The organism is Robinsoniella sp. RHS (assembly GCF_001029355.1).
GTDB classification, from domain to species: domain Bacteria; phylum Bacillota; class Clostridia; order Lachnospirales; family Lachnospiraceae; genus Robinsoniella; species Robinsoniella peoriensis.
The window spans coordinates 97,212-113,835 of the sequence record NZ_JNGB01000015.1; the positions used below are offsets into that span (position 1 = coordinate 97,212).

Genomic DNA, 16,624 nt, shown 5'->3' on the forward strand with positions numbered 1-16,624 from the left:
AGCATCCTCCTTCACAACTTTTTACCACTGAATCTGTAACATGGCAAAAACAGATATTTTATCCAGATGTATTTTTAAACATCCGTCTTCATAGCAGTAAGCTATTTCTTTTTTCTCCGGCAGCATGCATACATTTGCCGGTTTCACAGGTGTATTGAGTGCAATGTCTATATCATGGGTGTCTGCAATGGTATAACCGTTTCTGGTTTCAATCAGCCCCACTAACAGGGATTTAGCCAGTTTATCTTCGAAGATTATAATCTCTACTGTTTCACTTGCTTCTACCTGAATGGAAAACGCACCACCGGCAAGCATTTTCATTATATTTATAAATACCTCTCCATGCTGGAACCTCTCAGCTCTTTCAAGAGGCAGGGCAGACCATATGACCTTTCCTTTCCCGCAGATGGTATACAGCATACCCGGCATCTCTGTCTCTATTCCAGGAGGATTTGCGTGTATGGTAGAAAATGGATATGCATCTGAATTTACGTCCACATATTCCTTCTCATGAACATCCGTAGGGAACATAGACCAGTGAATGCCTGGTTTTGTATAGGGGAACGTCAATGTTGCCATTTTAGTTCCCATGTATCCTGGTTTTAATTTTACTGCCGGTTCAAACATCACAAGCGGATATTTTCTGGTACTATATCCTTCCATAATCCCCGATTCCCCGCAGGGTGCCAGATATGTCATTCTTCCATCTGTATACCCATCCATTTCTGTATGAAAGAATTTCTGCAGGAGCCTGTTATCTGTGTAACCGCTTAAATACAGATTTCCTCCATCACGCACATAAGATATCACATCCGATATTTCTTCTTCAGAAAGCCCTGGCGCATCCATAATTGCCAGAACCGGATGTTTCTGTATTTCCTCATGCCTCCAGTTATTTACTATCCCATAGGGAATATGATGGGCTGCCAGGATATCAGAAGCTCCCATCAATGCATCGAAATGAGGCATGGTACCTGCGCTGCCTTTATCCCTGTCCAGGCGGTGATCCATTACATGAATTCCCTCTTGTCTGGGGTCATATTTTCCGTTTAAATTGAAATATAAGCTGATATCAAAGGATAGTTCTCCTTCTGTCATGTAAGGCTCATATTCTTTCATTTCCCCGTAGATTTTTCCAATCAGTTCGTATACCCGCTCATCCATGGTTCCCACTGGGTCAATGGCATCAATCAACAGGCTCGCTCCGTGATGAAGATATGTCATGGCTACACATTGCCGAAGCTGGTCATAGGATTTCATAGAAGTATGTTCCGCGAGGGTTGGATAGCATCTGCTTGTCATATACTGGAAAGGTCTGTTCTTGGTAAGATGGTACCAGGCTTTACAAGCAAAGGACTGCTGCCTGATTCCTCCGTATAAGTCCGTGCCAATATAATCACTTGCCATAGATACATTTTCGTTATTTCCAAATCTCCAAAATGCAATGGAGTTTCCATACTGATGCTCTACGGTTGCTTCGGGAGAATACTTATGTACTTCATCGGTACAGAGGAATGCAAATTCCTTTATCCACTCATGGCGCTCCTGGTCAAAGGCCAGCCATTTCTCATCGTTCCAGTCCACTATTTCGGGCATTGGCTCCTGATGTTTTTCTCTCCAGCGCTTCTGGCATGATTTGCAATAACATACCTCCGGCCAAAAGGTCATATCAAAGAATACACCTTCAAACTGGAAATACTGGGAGAATTCCCGAATCTGTGCTTTCACAAACTCCCGGTATTCTTCATTGTTGGGACAGCACAACCCATACCGCCCTCCATTCGATCTGGAATCCTGTCCATTTGCATCCTTCATTCTCCACTCCGGATGGCGTTCATATTCCCGGTTATTGAAAATGATGCTATAATACAGAACCGTTGGCATTTCTGCCTCCCGGCACATATCAAAAACCTGCTTTACCATGTCTTCTTTTCCATGGAATGCTTTGTGCATGATGCCAGTCTTTGTAGGCCAGTAACAGAGCCCCACATGAGACTGCACGTATATCATCGGTGCTGTAATTTCAGCTTTTTTCAATAGTTCAAAATACTTCTTGGGGTCATATTGGGACAGGAATTCTTCATTCCAATCTTCAATATGCATGTCCAGTAATGTTCTTCGGTAATGCTTCTTATACCATTTATCCATAATTACCTCCATTTTCTGTAAGTGACTCTATGTAATCTTTTCCTGCATTCTTCCAATGCTTCATACTTATTGGGCCAAACCCGCGGAAAATCCACTCTGGTACAGTCAAGGGCACTGCTATAAATGCCTTCCAGCACCTCAAATCCATGATATGCTAATTTTACATCGCAGTCGTGGCGCTCTCTTTTTCCCAACATCCACTCCCCAAACTCCTTCGTATAGCGGACTTGTGCTTCAAATTGCTCCCGCTGGAAAAAATCCTGATAATCTCCATGCCTTATCTCAGGGGATGTTTCTGGAGAAAAGACCGCATATTTCCCATTGCAGGAAGCCCAGGCATATCCTTTTGATCCATAGACCGTCAGCCTGTCATCTGTCCAGTAAGCAGGCTCCCCGCTGCCATGGCTAAAGCAAGCCTGATACTTTTCCGTCTGCTTCGCCAAATACCCACATTCTAAAAATCCCCGTACACCATTTTCAAAAATTAACTGTCCCATAACATAATCGGGTGAAGGATGGCTGTCCTCTAAATAAAAACTGCCATGAATATGTCCCACTCCGCTTACAATCTGTTTTCCTCCATTAGCCCATATCATGTAGTCTAAATAGTGGGTTCCAAGCTGGGAAGCCTGGGGCTGGCAGCTTGCACGGATATCTGTAATCTGCCCCAGTTCCCCGCTGTCCAGAGCTTTCCTTAATTCCAGGAAAGAATTGAGGTATTTATGCTGGTGGCAAACGATGGTTTTAATTTCATGTGCCTCACACAAGCGTACAATCTCATCTGCTTCTTCCAGTGAAACTGCCATTGGCTTTTCAAAAAGCAAACCTTTCACCTGATATTTAACTGCCAGTTTCACCAAGGGCAGACGAATATGAGGCATGGTCACAAAAGCCATCACATCGGGTTTAACCGTTTTCAGCATTTCCTCTGCATCTGTGTAGCAGATATCAGGGCTGATGCCATACTGCCTGACAGACTCCTGAAGATGCGCTTCTCTCCTGTCACAGATTCCTTTCACTTCAAACATATCTCTATTTTTAAGGAATCCGTGGAGATGTACCTTTCCCCGTTCTCCCATTCCCACTATGACGGTAGATAAACACTTCATTTCTACACCTTCCTCTCCAACAAGACCTTGCCGGTTTTTCCCTCAAAAAACATCTTACATGCCAATGGGGCTTCGGCAAGGTTCCAGATATGGCTGACTGCTTTCCCCGGTTCAAATCCTCTCCTGTACAATTCACAGAGACTATAGAAATCCTGTCCTGTAAAATAAAAAGCTCCGGTCAAAGTAATCTCCTTATGTATAATATCCTCGGAAGGTACAATCGTCAGCCCTTTGTAGTTCTCTCCGCAGAAAACTACGGTACCTTCCGGCCTCACTGCATGAAGTGCATTTTTCTGTCCCACCGGATTTCCGGAACATTCCAATACCACATCCGCCCCCAGGCGATTCGTCAATTCTTTTATTCTCTGTTCTGAATTTAAATCTACAGAATCCATTGCTTCATCGGCTCCGGTCAGAAGTGCATATTTCCTCCGTACCGGATTCATTTCCCAGACCACAACATAATATCCGTAATATTTTAGTAGTGACACGGCACCCAGACCAATTGGCCCAGCCCCAATTACCAATGCCACCCTCCCCATCCCTGCCGGTAATTTCTGTACTGCACGATATGCAACCCCCAGGGTATCACCACCCAGCAATACCGCAGCCCGATCCTCTACATCTTCCGGTATCTCCAGACAGCATTCCTCTGGTACACAGACATATTCCGCATGCCCTCCCTGACAGATTATCATGGACTCACAGAATTGGGATTTTCCCATTCTGCAGTAATAGCACTTCCCACAGCCTTTTATTACATTTACAGCTACCCGGTTACCGGGCTTTGACTCTCTGCAATTCTTTGCTTCCCTTACAATTCCCACAAACTCATGACCTGACACGAAGGAACAGCCTTGTTCATAATCATTTCTTTCACTGCCGCAGAGTGCAGATAAGGTTACCTCTATTAATACTTCCTTCAGTTTTGGCCTGGGAATCTCCATCTCCATGATCTTGACCTGTCTATTTCCTACATAATGTAAACCCTTCATAACATCATCCTACCTAACCCTTCACTGCTCCTCCAGCCAGACCTGCTACAATATATTTCTGTAAGAACACATACATTACCGTCAGTGGAATAGATGACAATACTATGGCCGCAAACAGCAGGTTATACTCAATGGAATACTGTCCTTTAAAACTGTAGATGAATAATGGCAGCGTCTGTGTCTTCTTGTCCGCCCCCAGAATCATCAGTGAAATAAGGAACTCATTCCACATCCACAAAAAATTAGTGATAATGATGGTGGCTGTCATCGGTTTCATGATTGGATATACTATAGAAAAAAAGGTTTTCCAGGTGCCTGCACCTTCCACATAGGCGGATTCCGCAAGTTCTTTTGGCACTGTCTTCAGATAGCCGTTGCACAGATACACCCCCTGTATCAATGGATAAGTGATAAATATAATAACAATACTGAGCCGGTTTCCTAAACCCAGAGCTTTCATAAACATGGATAAAGGTAATGCTACAATCTGGAAAGGAACAAACATCGCTGCTGTTATATAGTATAAAGAAAATTTTCCCGTTTTAAGATGGATCATCTGGTTCACCGCATAGGACACTGCTGGCACGAAAACGGCTACTATGATAATAGAAATCAATGTAAAAAAGATGGTATTGCCCACTGCCTGTACAAATCCGCTTCTCTGGAATACAGCAATATAATTATCGAGCTGAAATGCCTCCGGAAGTGTCAGAAAGCTTTTGCTGGATTCTACCTGTGTCTTAAAAGAATTGACTATCGTTACATATAACACCAGAGCAATACATAAAAACCAGAATACCAGAAAGAAGTAAGTCAAAATATTTGTAATTCTTTTCTTCGTCCGCATATTGTTCATTGTTGCTCAATACCTCCTCTCCCGATTACCTTCATGATGATAAATGATACCAGGGCAATGATAAAAAATAAAACAATTGCCGTGGCACATCCCTGGGAGAACTTCATGTCTGTACTTCCCATCAGATAAATCTTATATCCCATAGAGGTGGTTGCTTTAGCAGGTCCCCCCTGTGTCAGCGATATAATATAATCAAAGACTACCAGGGCATCCCGGATTCCTTTTACGAAACAGATCACCAGGGTAGATGCCAGAAACGGAAATGTCACGACGCGAAATCTGGCCATCACACCTGCCCCGTCTATCTTCGCCGCTTCTGTCAGCTCCTGGGGTACACTCTGCAGTGCAGCAATCAGCAAAACGGTAGGAATGGATAAATTCTGCCAGAACCCCAACAGGATTACGGCTATCACTGCCCCAGTCTTTGTAGATAACAAACTGGTCTGCAAAAATCCAATTCCCAAACCATCCCCAATCATAGGAAGCATCCGGCGAAAGATTTCATTAAAAATCAAGCCTAGAGATAACATGGAAATAATGGCCGGATAAAAAAACACAGAACGGAAGAAATTAACACCTTTTAATTTCTTTGTCAGAAAAACACCTAAAATCACCGAACAGGGTATCGTTGTGGCATTGATAACTACTGTATAGATAACCGTAAATTTCACAGAATTAAAAAGGTCTTTATCCTGAAATACTTTCACAAAATTTTTTAAGCCAACGAAATTGTATTCCAGAGAAAAACCATTCCAGTCTGTCAGGCTAAAATAGAAGCTGTAAACAGCCGGAACAATAAAAAATACGGTATATAAAAGTAACGCTATAGCGATGACAGGCATATAAGAAACATTTCTTTTGTGGCTGATACTGTTCTTTCTCATATAGGCCTCCTTTCTGTTTTAGAAAAGGCGGGAATTCATCCCGCTTTTTCCTTATTCCTTACGCAGTACAATTTCTTCCTCACCTGTTAAGAAAGTATCCAAATCACCATCCATTAAAAATGCCTGTGCCAAATCTGCTTCATCACTGACTACACCAGTACTGATATAATCACGCCACCAGGGAATTGCTTTCCCTTCTTCAATATAACTCAGCATCAGATCAATGGTAGGATTGTCCGTCTTTACCCCTTTAATCGGGCTTGGGGACTTATCATAATCTGTATAAATTTGTGCATTTTCTGTTCTGGTCACAAACTCCAGGAATTTTGCTGCATACTCTTCTTTCCCGGTTCCTGTCATGGCTGCAATACCAGGGTCAATTCCGGAAATCAACATATTAACTCCATCATCTGCCGGCATTGCAAACATGCCCATCTGAATCTCCGGGTTGTTCTTTTCAATGTCTGACTGTGCCCAGGTTCCGGCAATCATCATTGCTCCCTCACCATTTGCGAACATCTGCATTGCCAGATCATAATTAGTGCTCATAGGGTCTGGCTGTGCATATTCACTGGAAAGAAGATACAGACGTTCAGCAGCCTTCTTCGAGTACTCATTGTCTGCAAATTTTGCTCCACTTCCCTCATACATTCCCACATAGAAATCATATGGATTCCACTTGTCATCTGCAACCGCTGCGGTCATAATATGGAATTTCTGAGAACAGTTTTCTTTATCACCATTACTGAAAATAAATGGAGTAACTCCTGCTGCTTTCAAAGTATCCGCTGCCTTAACCAACTCAGCCCAGGTCTTGGGAACTTCCAGATTGTTTGCCTCAAAAATTTCTTTATTATACGCTACAACGCCTGCGTTAATAGAAAGGGGCACAGAATATAACTTTCCGTCTACGGTAGACATGTCATAATAGGTATCAATAATATTGTCATTCCATGCATAATCAGACAAATCCACCATTCTGCCTTCCTTGCACATAGCCCTGAATTCAGCCTGTGATGGCCAATGCTGCACTAAATCCATGGGTTCGTTGGTGGCCATTCTGGTCTGGAAAATCTGCTTTCCCGTATCCGAGGAAGTTGCTGTCAATTCAATTTTTATATTGGGATTTTCCGCCTCGAATTTGTCAATAATCTCCTGAATAACATTGGTATTTGATTTTTGCCAGAACAGCTCCAAAGTGACCACGTCCTCTGAAGAACTTTCACTTGATGTTTTTTCAGCCCCTTTCGTATTTGCTTCCGTGTCCTTAGCCGTTGTCTCTTTTTGTTCCGGCACCTTTGTCGTTTCTGTTGTCTGAGTCTGTCCACTCACACATCCAGTCAAAAGCCCAGCTGTCATCAGTGCAGTAAGTCCCATTGCTAAACCTCTTTTTCTCATTCCTTTTCCTCCTTTGTTTCATTTGGTAACTTAATTTTACCTTTTATTTGTTTCCGCTTACAGAGGACAAAAATTCGATTATGTGCAATTTTTTACGATATCTTACATTCTCCGGTTTTAACATATTCACTGGGCGAACACCCGCATTGCTTTTTAAATACCTTGGTAAAATACTTATAGTCTGAAAATCCAGTCTTCTCTGACACCTCATAAATAACTGCGTCCGGCACACGTAGCAGTTCCTTTGCCTTTCTGATTCGCACTTGATTCAAATATTCATTAAAATTCACACCCATTTCTTTTTTAAATATGCAGCTAAAATAACTGGTAGATTTATTGACATTCTCTGCCAATCGTACCAGAGACAATTCTTCTGAATAGTGCTGATTAATGTAATCCACCGCCTTTGAAATAACTGCACTGTATCTCTTCCCCGACAAATCTTCAAATCCCTTTAACAGAAGATAACAATAATCGGATATCCAGGCTTCGTAATCTGTAATAGAAGAAAAGGACATCTGCCCGGAAAACAACTCCTGATTTTGATTCAAAATTCCTGCAATGTCCACCCCTCTCTCCATCATGCTCTCAAATAAAATATTCTGTATCCCCAGACACAGTTCCTGAACAACCCTTTCTTCCATGCATCTTTCTTTCCTGAGAAACTCAAATTGCCTGTGAATCTGATCATGCAGCAAATCTATCTGAAACAACGAAACACTTTCCGAAATAGCCTTTTTATCTAAGTTCAATAAAGGGTAAAATTTTGTCTCATTCTCCTCTACTTCTTCATGAAATATACAGTTTTCGTTTCCTTTATAAAAGCGGTGTTTCAATGCCTCCTGTGCCTGTCGGTACAACCGGCAGATATCCTTAAGCTGCCCTCTTTCACTGACCCCTATGGAACAGCTGCACCCGGTATTCTGCCTTCGGTTTATTGCATGTAGTTCCTGATAGAATACATTATGATACTCTGTACGATCATCTTTTCCCTTTATTTGAAAAAGAAGAACCACTTCATTCTCCATCTTTGTCAGAATTTGCATATATTCTGTCTGTATTTCTAAAACGGAAAAGCATCTGCCATAAGGAACATCTCTCTCTAATACAGCCAGAAGTACTTCTCCCTGGTTCTCTCCAAATAATGTTCGCAGAATTCCGGGAGATTTTGTTCCCCGTATCACTTCCCATACCATTTCCTGGTTCTGTAATTCCTTCTGCCTGGACTCCAGACGGATTTCTTCTACCATTCTTTTCAAAAGAACTGATAATTCTTCCAGCTTCACTGGCTTAAGAAGATAATCCACCACTCCCAGACGGATCGCTGTTTTGGCATATTCAAACTCAGAAAAACCGCTTAGTATCACCACTTTTTTCACTTTGGCCTTATCAATTGCTGCCTGTGCCAATGTAAGTCCATCCATTCCAGGCATCCGGATATCCGTAATTAGAATCTCCGGCTTTTCCTTTAGACAGACTGCCAGTGCTTCCCTGCCATCTTCTGCGGTAAATATCTGTTCAATTCCAAGTTCTCTCCACTTTACACTTTTCTGCAATCCATTTCGGATATGCATCTCATCATCTACAATCAACGCTTTCATCATTAGTCCTCCATTAATGCCCTGGGAATCTGAACCACTACCTCTGTTCCTTCTCCTACTTTGGATTGAAAAGTTACCCCATACGCTTCTCCATACTTAAGTTTAATCCTATCATTTACATTTTTCAGTGCGTATATCTTTCCTGTCTGTTTTTCTGTCCTCAATATCTCCCGTATTTTTACCGCATCCACTCCTACCCCATTGTCAGTAACCCGGTAAACAATTGCTCCCTTCTCCCCTGTCACAGAAACCGAAATCTTTCCTCCCCCAATTTTTTCTTCCAACCCATGAACAAACGAATTTTCCACCAGCGGCTGAAGAATCAGCTTCAATACCCGACATGAATATAGCTGTTCATCCACATTCATCTCTACCTGTATCTTTTCCCCAAAACGGCAGTGCTGTACTTCCAGATAATTTTTCAGATGTGCAACCTCTTCCTCTACTGTGGTCACTTCTTTACCGTTATTTAAAACGTGGCGGAACATACTTGATAATGCTTCTATCTGACATGCCAGCAACTCCTCTTGATGCTCTATGGCTATCCATCTCATGGTATCTAAAGTATTATACAGAAAATGAGGGTTAATCTGAGCCTGAAGAGACAGGATTTCCGCTTCTCTCATATGAATCTGCCCTTTGTAGACAGTCTCAATCAAATCCCGGATACGGGAAGTCATCTGAATGACACTTTGATTTAACATTCCAATCTCATCTTGGTTTCCAGTATGAAGTTTAATGTCATAATTCCCCTCATCCACCTTTTCTACGTCACTTGCCAATCTAACTACCGGATCAATGACAGAGTGTTTCTGTACTATTGAAAACACAAAACCAAAGAAAATTGCCAGCGTCAGACACATCCAGATAATATTGTTGATCATGCGAATCTGTTCCTGCAAAACACTCATACTTTTGGTCCGAACTACCGTCCAGCCTGTAATCGGAACCTTGTAATAAAAAACTGCCTGTCCGTGTTTTTCTTCCACGAAATATCCATCCTGTCCATTCACTCTCTCTACAATCTCTTCTGATACATTCCCTGTTAGCAGCTCTTTTTCTCTGGCAGAAACAATTCTTCCATCTTCATCAAATATGTATGACTGATCTTCTTCCGATGACTCCGCAGACGCATATAATGAGCAAAGGTATTCTTCACTGATACTGATTCTTTCTGCTCCCACGGGAGTCAGACGATACAGATGATTGATAATACGGTATACAGACACCATGGGGCAGTTTTCTTTTCCAGCTATATATCCCCTATGCATTCTGGCAGAATCCCACATGGGTTTTCCATTCAGTTCGCCCAGCTCCTTTTCCAGCTCCGGCAAATCAAAGATATCTTCGCTCTTATAATATCCTCCATATTGATACAGAGTCTTTCCCTTGCTGAATAGGGACAGGGAGGAAATATAACGTTTCATATAGATCATTTCTTCAATGTATATTTTAGCTCTGCTCAATGTCTCCTCATTCACCATACCTGACTTCTCATATTCCTCCAACAGTGCCTGAACTTCTTTGTTTCCCACAATATTTCTGGATAAAGTCTGGGTATCCTCCAGCACATTTTCCAGGCTGGGCTTCGACTGTTTTAATACTTCCAGTTCCTTTTCATATTGCTTCTCCATAAATTCACTGGCGATTACACTGTTCATGATACTAAAAAGAAGTACCAGCGGCAGTATCAGGCTGAATAATATTGTGACAGAAAACTTCCTGGCAAGTCCCATATTCTTTAGTTTTTTCATCCACTTCTCCTTTCGCTGAAGATTGGTTCATTCCTTTTAAATTTCTGTGTATTACTGCAACGGCCACAAAGCAGGCATTTTGTATATCCCCGCTGCATACATTTCTATTCTATTATCATTATAGCAACCAGCGTTTCTTATTGAAGTGGAAAAATATTCTAATTTGTGCTATTTTTTATGATTTACTAACTGATTTAATCCTGCCCTGACGCAGTTTTGAATCACTTACCATGTCGTTTTTTGTAATCTACCTTTTTATTGACAATATGTTTAGAATATATTATTATTACTATACTTATTATGTGACAGCGTCATTGAAATGGATCACGGAAAAGTGATTAACACATATAGCCAATCAAATTCAATAGAATGAAGGTAGATGTCAAGCCATTGCGTACCAGGTCAAGGGATTCAAATTTAAATCCGACTCTTATTCACATCAGTGTCATCGACATTGATGACGGGCTGATTAGGATACCACAGTTCATGTCGGCAAAACTTTCATTCGAGTTTTCAAAGCTTCAAATCTTTGTTGAAGGACAACAGAACCTGCTCCTGTTATTTCACAGGAGTTGCAATAAACCCAATCTGACTTACTGCCTGCCAGGTTCTGCAACTCCTGAATTCTCATTTTCCCACTTATTTCATAATAATCTCACCCAATCCCAAGCAGCCTTACCACCGATGTAAACACAAAACACACCACGATCCCCACAACTGCTGGTACCACCACCGAGACCAGCGTCCACTTTATGCTCTGCGTCTCTTTGTGTATGGTTAAACACGTTGTGGAACAGGGCCAGTGCATCAGCGTAAACAGCATGGTGCTGACTGCCGTTACCCAGGTCCATCCATTTTGTACCAGCAGCTGTTTTAGTACATCCAGGTCATTAATTTCCATCAGACTGCCCTGTGCCATATACGTCATGATCATAATCGGGATCACGATTTCATTTGCAGGCAGACCCAGTATAAACGCCATCAGTATAACGCCATCCATACCCAGCATCTTTGCAAAGGGATCCAGTGCCTGGGTGCAGTGGGTTAATATGGTCATATCTCCAATTGACAGATTTGCCATCAGCCAGATAACCAGTCCTGCAGGTGCTGCAATCACTACTGCACGGGCTAATACAAAGAGTGTACGGTCAAAGATGGATCGCACAATCACTTTTCCGATCTGCGGTCTTCGGTAAGGCGGCAATTCTAGAGTGAAGGATGATGGCATTCCTTTTAATATTGTTTTGGACAGTATTTTGGATACTACCAGGGTCATTATTACGCCAAGTACAATAATTCCTGCTAAAATGACTGCTGACAACAGGGAGGAAAACACTCCGGTTACCTTTCCTACAAAAAACATGGAAATTACTGATATTAAGATTGGCAGTCTTCCATTGCAGGGGACAAAATTATTGGTGATGATTGCTATGAAACGTTCCCTTGGAGAATCTATGATGCGGCAGCCGATGATGCCGGCTGCGTTACAGCCAAACCCCATGCACATAGTCAAAGCCTGTTTCCCGCACGCCTGGCATTTTTTAAAACACCTGTCCAGATTAAATGCGACTCTCGGCAAATATCCAAAGTCCTCTAACAGTGTAAACAAAGGGAAGAAAATTGCCATTGGCGGCAGCATGACGGACACTACCCATGCCAGTACCCGGTATATTCCAAATACCAGAATTTCATATAATATTGTGGGGGCACCTATTTTTTGAAAGAGTAATACTAATTGGTCTTCCAACATGAATAAGCCCTTGCTCAAAAGCTGTGACGGATAATTTGCCCCGGTGATTGTAAGCCAGAAGACAAACAGCAGGACCAGGAACATTATCGGAAACCCGCTTACCTTACTTGTGAATAAACGGTCTAGCCGGCGGTCTTTTCGGTTATAGGATTTATCTTCGAAAGCAACCGTATCTCTGCATAGATCTTCTGCTTTCTTTACAAAGGCAGAGGCGATATCATCACTCAATTGTTCTCTGGAAATTTCTGAGTCTGACAAATTGGATTTAATATCGGAAAGGATATTATGTATCTCTTCATTTTCCAGAAGATCATTTCCGATATGCAGCCGCATTGATTTACGCAGGCAGTCATCTGCATCCAGCAGTCTGGCACACAGCCATCTGGAATTTGGTACTCCTTTGCATAATTTTTCTACGGCTGGCTCCAGTTGGTGAATGGCATCTTCAATATAATCAGGATAGGTCACCAGTGGTTCCTTGTTCTCTGTTTGGCCCCAGATTTGATTCAGACCTTCAAAGATCTGATCCAGACCTTTTTTGCTTCTTGCTGTTATTCCGATTACCGGAACCTTTGTCTTTTCAGATAATGATTCTAATTGTATCTTAATCTGCTTTTTCTTTGCTTCATCCATAAGATTGACACAAACTACTACATTGGCACAAGCTTCCAGTATCTGCAATACCAGATTCAGATTACGTTCGAGACAGGTTGCATCACAAACTACCACGACTGCATCCGGATGTTCAAAACAGATAAAGTCTCTTGCCACTTCTTCTTCAATGGAATGTGCCATCAGGGAATAGCATCCCGGAATATCCACCATTACATAACCCTGATTCCCATAAGAGCAATATCCCTGGGCATTGGCAACCGTTTTCCCCGGCCAGTTACCGGTATGCTGCTTCATGCCCGTCAGCTGATTAAAAACAGTACTTTTCCCTACATTGGGATTTCCGGCAAGTGCAATAACCTTATCTTCTTCTCTTTCTTTTTGAATTACGAGTTCTTTGTCAACAGAATTCATTCCTGATGATGTCCTGTTTAGTCCCATAAGCACCTCCTATTAATCACTGCATTCTACCATTACACTTCCCGCATCCTCTTTTCGAAGAGCAATTACTGCACCTCTTATTAAAAAAGCACAAGGGTCGCCCAAAGGACTTTTTCCCACACATTCTACTGTTGTCCCCTCTATCATTCCCATATCCTGAAGCCTGCGCCTCATTTCTTTAAAAGAGATCAGCTCTGTAATCACTGCTTTTTCTCCCCTTTTTAATTCAGTAAGTTGTACAATATGCGTCATATATTTCTCTCCTCCGGAATATAATTAGAATAGAGCAGTATGATACTATATTCTAATGTATGCTGCCGGAGGCCATATGGTTACATGAATACTAATATTTTTGAATGATTGGAGATGTATATATGACTGTAAACGAAAATATTGCCTTATTTTTAGACTACCGCTTCTTTCAAAAATTATTTGAATACTATTACCGTAAAAAAATAAATACTCCCTGCTTTTTAATGAAACAAAATGAAAAATGGACGATTGTAACATATAATGTTTAAATAAAAGGGTAAAAAAAATAAGGCAGTTATATCCGCCTTATTTTTCCATACCCGCATTATTTAAAATCTTGGCCAGTTCATTTTCGGTCTGCACAAAGCTGTCCACCTCTGATAACAGAGAACGAAATGGCATCTCTGCCGTATCATCACCATAGATCACATACTGGTCTTTTCCTGCATTTTTGGAACAATATAATGCCTGATCAGCCCGGCTGAGCAGTTCTTCATAAGTCTTTCCGGCTTCGGGGAATACCGCAATTCCGATGCTGACGGAATAGTTATATCCCTTAAATCCTTTTCCGAGAGTATGACAAAGCTGTGATGCTTTTTCCATCATATCCCGAACCGATTTTATATTGCGAAGTAGTACAATAAATTCATCTCCGCCTATTCTGCCGGTAATATCTGTACTTCTGACACAGCCTTTCAATTGTCTGGCAATTTCAATTAATAATTCATCTCCGTAAGGATGTCCATAACCATCATTTACCTGTTTGAAATCATCCAAATCTATAAAACAAAGTGCTGACTGCTGTGCATGCTCGTTGACCAGCACCTCACTGATCTTCTCTTCCAATGCCTTTCTATTATACAGACCTGTTAATGCATCGGTATTGGCTACTTTCTTCCATTGCTCCAGTTCTTTGTAACGCTGGTCTACGTTGACCATCTTGCCCATCAGGGTCAGGCACTCACCGGTTTCCTGATTCCAGATGGAATGGACATAGACGTCAAACCATTCATAAGTATCTTGAGTTACCATCAGACGCACCTGAACTTTACAGGTTACATTCTGACTGGTAAGAATCATCAGATGCTTTATAAACTTGCTTTTGTCCTGCTCATACAAAAAACCACTGTTCTGCATCCAGTGCCGGGCATCTTCTATTATGATATTTCTTCCAAAAACTTCCCTGAATTTCTCTGAGAAGCTTAGCAGATCTCTCTGCGTGTCATAGTCAAACACGATATCACCTGACAGTTCCGTTATAATTCTATATTTTTCCCGCTCAAGCTCCAATAGCTGTAAGGTGCGGTCGGAAATATTTGTCATATTGGCCGTAGTTTTTTGCTCGTATTCGTCCTCATAACCGAAGGTACTTGCATTTTCATCCGTCAAATTTAAAAGATACTGATACATCTCATCTGCATTTTCCATGAAACATTTCAAAAGCCGGGGATTAAATATACCGCATTCACCATTCTGAATCATATATAAGGCTTCCTGATGGCTGTAAGCCCGCTTATACACCCGTTCGCTTGTGAGCGCATCATAGACATCTGCAAGAGATACTACCTGTGCCCATATGGAGATCTCATCCTCTTTCAGACCGTCAGGATACCCTTTGCCGTCCCAGCGCTCGTGGTGGTGGCGGCAAATGTCCAGGCAGTATCCCATAAAGTCCTGGTTTTGTATATATTTTAATTTTCTTGCTACCTCACATCCTTTTACCGTATGAGTTTTCATAATCTCAAATTCTTCAGCGGTAAGCTTTCCCGGTTTATTTAAAATTGAATTGGAAATAGCGATTTTTCCGATATCATGCATTGCAGCAGCTTCTGATATGGTATCTATCTGCTTTGCGGTAAGATCATATCCCGGAAATTTCTTAGATAATTTTTGTAGTAAAAACTTTGTTATGATACGAATTCTGAGTATGTGCTGACCCGATTCCATATTTTTAAACTCTATAATACTGCTAAGGGCATCCAGAAGCTGTCTGGTCTGATTGCGCAGCGCCTGTGTCTGTTGTTCAACCAGTTCTTCCAGGCTCTCCTGCCTGCTGTATAAAGCAAGTACATTTTTTACACGCCTTCTTACAATGTCTGGATTAAAAGGTTTCGTTATAATATCCGTAACTCCCATTGCATAGCCTTTTTTCATAACGCTTTCCGAATTCTCTGCCGTAATCATAACCACCGGCAGGCGCTCCATCAGATTCTGCCTCTGCAGACTTTCCAATACTCCAAATCCATCTATTACAGGCATTACAATATCCAGCAGTATAATATCAATCTCATGCTTTTTCTGAGAAATTAACTGCAGTGCCTGCTCACCGTCACAGGCTTCCAGTACATTGTAATTCTGATAAAACATCTCATTGAGGATTGCTCTGTTCAGCTCCATATCGTCGACTATTAAAATGGTTCTTCTTTTTTGTTCCATAGTCCACCCTCTGCCCTAATCCAGTTTTTTGATTACTTGTATGATATTCGTATAGGTGCTTTTTACACGCTCAAATAACTCCGGAATCTGCTCATTATTATCTAATCTGATACAGCCAACCAGTTCCGCACATTCTGACTGCAGGCTGCAAAATCCCAGATTACCGGCAACCCCCTTTAATGTGTGGGCATTTATCTCTATACCCTGCCGGTCTCCTGCGCTGACAGACTCTTCCAGTTTTTCATACGTAGGATCCAGAAGAAATTTTTTCACAAATTTCTCTAACAATTTTTCATTGCCACAAAAACGATCTTTAACGGCGGAATAATTTTCCTGCCCTAATTCCTCATATACGTTTTTTATTTCCATAACCTTCTCCTATCCTGTT

General features: G+C 41.6%; 13 protein-coding genes. 1 reads left to right on the forward strand and 12 read right to left on the reverse strand.

The annotated features are described in order from the left end of the window. Positions 1-21: 21 nt before the first annotated feature. The 10 genes from RHS_RS07975 to RHS_RS08020 form a co-directional block, all read right to left on the reverse strand. Positions 22-2,148: an alpha-L-fucosidase gene (locus RHS_RS07975; RefSeq protein ID WP_047832868.1), complete on the reverse strand. Its 2,127-nt coding sequence runs from the start codon at positions 2,146-2,148 to the stop codon at positions 22-24. A 2-nt stretch (positions 2,149-2,150) separates the two neighbouring features. Next, on the reverse strand, positions 2,151-3,257 hold the full coding sequence (locus RHS_RS07980; RefSeq protein ID WP_047832869.1) for a Gfo/Idh/MocA family protein: 1,107 nt from the start codon (positions 3,255-3,257) through the stop codon (positions 2,151-2,153). Between the two features lie 2 nt (positions 3,258-3,259). Next, a complete protein-coding gene (locus tag RHS_RS07985) occupies positions 3,260-4,252 on the reverse strand; it encodes a zinc-binding dehydrogenase (RefSeq protein ID WP_047832870.1) in 993 nt (330 codons plus the stop codon). Positions 4,253-4,265: 13 nt separating this feature from the next. After that, a complete protein-coding gene (locus RHS_RS07990; RefSeq protein ID WP_027294493.1) occupies positions 4,266-5,108 on the reverse strand; it encodes a carbohydrate ABC transporter permease in 843 nt (280 codons plus the stop codon). Next, positions 5,105-5,992: a carbohydrate ABC transporter permease gene (locus tag RHS_RS07995; RefSeq protein WP_047832871.1), complete on the reverse strand. Its 888-nt coding sequence runs from the start codon at positions 5,990-5,992 to the stop codon at positions 5,105-5,107. Before RHS_RS07995 ends, RHS_RS07990 begins: the two co-directional genes overlap by 4 nt. A 51-nt stretch (positions 5,993-6,043) precedes the next feature. Next, a complete protein-coding gene (locus RHS_RS08000) occupies positions 6,044-7,390 on the reverse strand; it encodes an ABC transporter substrate-binding protein (RefSeq protein ID WP_044294751.1) in 1,347 nt (448 codons plus the stop codon). Positions 7,391-7,482: 92 nt separating this feature from the next. Further along, positions 7,483-8,994 (reverse strand): response regulator, encoded by a 1,512-nt coding sequence (locus RHS_RS08005; protein WP_395021776.1) that lies wholly within the window; start codon positions 8,992-8,994, stop codon positions 7,483-7,485. After that, positions 8,994-10,745, reverse strand: a complete 1,752-nt coding sequence (locus tag RHS_RS08010; protein WP_047832873.1) for a histidine kinase — start codon at positions 10,743-10,745, stop codon at positions 8,994-8,996. Before RHS_RS08010 ends, RHS_RS08005 begins: the two co-directional genes overlap by 1 nt. 655 nt (positions 10,746-11,400) lie before the next feature. Next, positions 11,401-13,548, reverse strand: coding sequence for a ferrous iron transport protein B (gene feoB, locus RHS_RS08015; RefSeq protein ID WP_047832874.1), 2,148 nt, complete (start codon positions 13,546-13,548; stop codon positions 11,401-11,403). 12 nt (positions 13,549-13,560) lie between these two features. After that, the gene (locus RHS_RS08020; protein ID WP_027294498.1) at positions 13,561-13,800 is read right to left on the reverse strand and encodes a FeoA family protein; all 240 of its coding nucleotides are present in this window, start codon (positions 13,798-13,800) and stop codon (positions 13,561-13,563) included. Between the two features lie 122 nt (positions 13,801-13,922). On the opposite strand from RHS_RS08020, the gene RHS_RS30570 reads away from it, so the two are divergent. Further along, entirely contained in the window at positions 13,923-14,069 is a 147-nt protein-coding gene (locus RHS_RS30570) for a hypothetical protein (protein ID WP_176731126.1), read from the forward strand. Positions 14,070-14,106: 37 nt separating this feature from the next. On the opposite strand, the gene RHS_RS08025 is transcribed toward RHS_RS30570, so the two are convergent. Together RHS_RS08025 and RHS_RS08030 are read right to left on the reverse strand one after the other, a co-directional pair. Then, entirely contained in the window at positions 14,107-16,236 is a 2,130-nt protein-coding gene (locus tag RHS_RS08025; RefSeq protein WP_044289419.1) for a diguanylate cyclase, read from the reverse strand. Between the two features lie 15 nt (positions 16,237-16,251). Continuing rightward, on the reverse strand, positions 16,252-16,605 hold the full coding sequence (locus RHS_RS08030; protein WP_027294499.1) for an Hpt domain-containing protein: 354 nt from the start codon (positions 16,603-16,605) through the stop codon (positions 16,252-16,254). Between the last annotated feature and the right edge of the window lie 19 nt (positions 16,606-16,624).

Bases quoted from the DNA above. Each gene is read 5' to 3' on its own strand.
- RHS_RS07975 (WP_047832868.1), bottom strand. From the start codon at position 2,148: ATGGATAAATGGTATAAGAAGCATTACCGAAGAACATTACTGGACATG.
- RHS_RS07980 (WP_047832869.1), bottom strand. From the start codon at position 3,257: ATGAAGTGTTTATCTACCGTCATAGTGGGAATGGGAGAACGGGGAAAG.
- RHS_RS07985 (WP_047832870.1), bottom strand. From the start codon at position 4,252: ATGAAGGGTTTACATTATGTAGGAAATAGACAGGTCAAGATCATGGAG.
- RHS_RS07990 (WP_027294493.1), bottom strand. From the start codon at position 5,108: ATGAACAATATGCGGACGAAGAAAAGAATTACAAATATTTTGACTTAC.
- RHS_RS07995 (WP_047832871.1), bottom strand. From the start codon at position 5,992: ATGAGAAAGAACAGTATCAGCCACAAAAGAAATGTTTCTTATATGCCT.
- RHS_RS08000 (WP_044294751.1), bottom strand. From the start codon at position 7,390: ATGAGAAAAAGAGGTTTAGCAATGGGACTTACTGCACTGATGACAGCT.
- RHS_RS08005 (WP_395021776.1), bottom strand. From the start codon at position 8,994: ATGATGAAAGCGTTGATTGTAGATGATGAGATGCATATCCGAAATGGA.
- RHS_RS08010 (WP_047832873.1), bottom strand. From the start codon at position 10,745: ATGAAAAAACTAAAGAATATGGGACTTGCCAGGAAGTTTTCTGTCACA.
- feoB (WP_047832874.1), bottom strand. From the start codon at position 13,548: ATGGGACTAAACAGGACATCATCAGGAATGAATTCTGTTGACAAAGAA.
- RHS_RS08020 (WP_027294498.1), bottom strand. From the start codon at position 13,800: ATGACGCATATTGTACAACTTACTGAATTAAAAAGGGGAGAAAAAGCA.
- RHS_RS30570 (WP_176731126.1), top strand. From the start codon at position 13,923: ATGACTGTAAACGAAAATATTGCCTTATTTTTAGACTACCGCTTCTTT.
- RHS_RS08025 (WP_044289419.1), bottom strand. From the start codon at position 16,236: ATGGAACAAAAAAGAAGAACCATTTTAATAGTCGACGATATGGAGCTG.
- RHS_RS08030 (WP_027294499.1), bottom strand. From the start codon at position 16,605: ATGGAAATAAAAAACGTATATGAGGAATTAGGGCAGGAAAATTATTCC.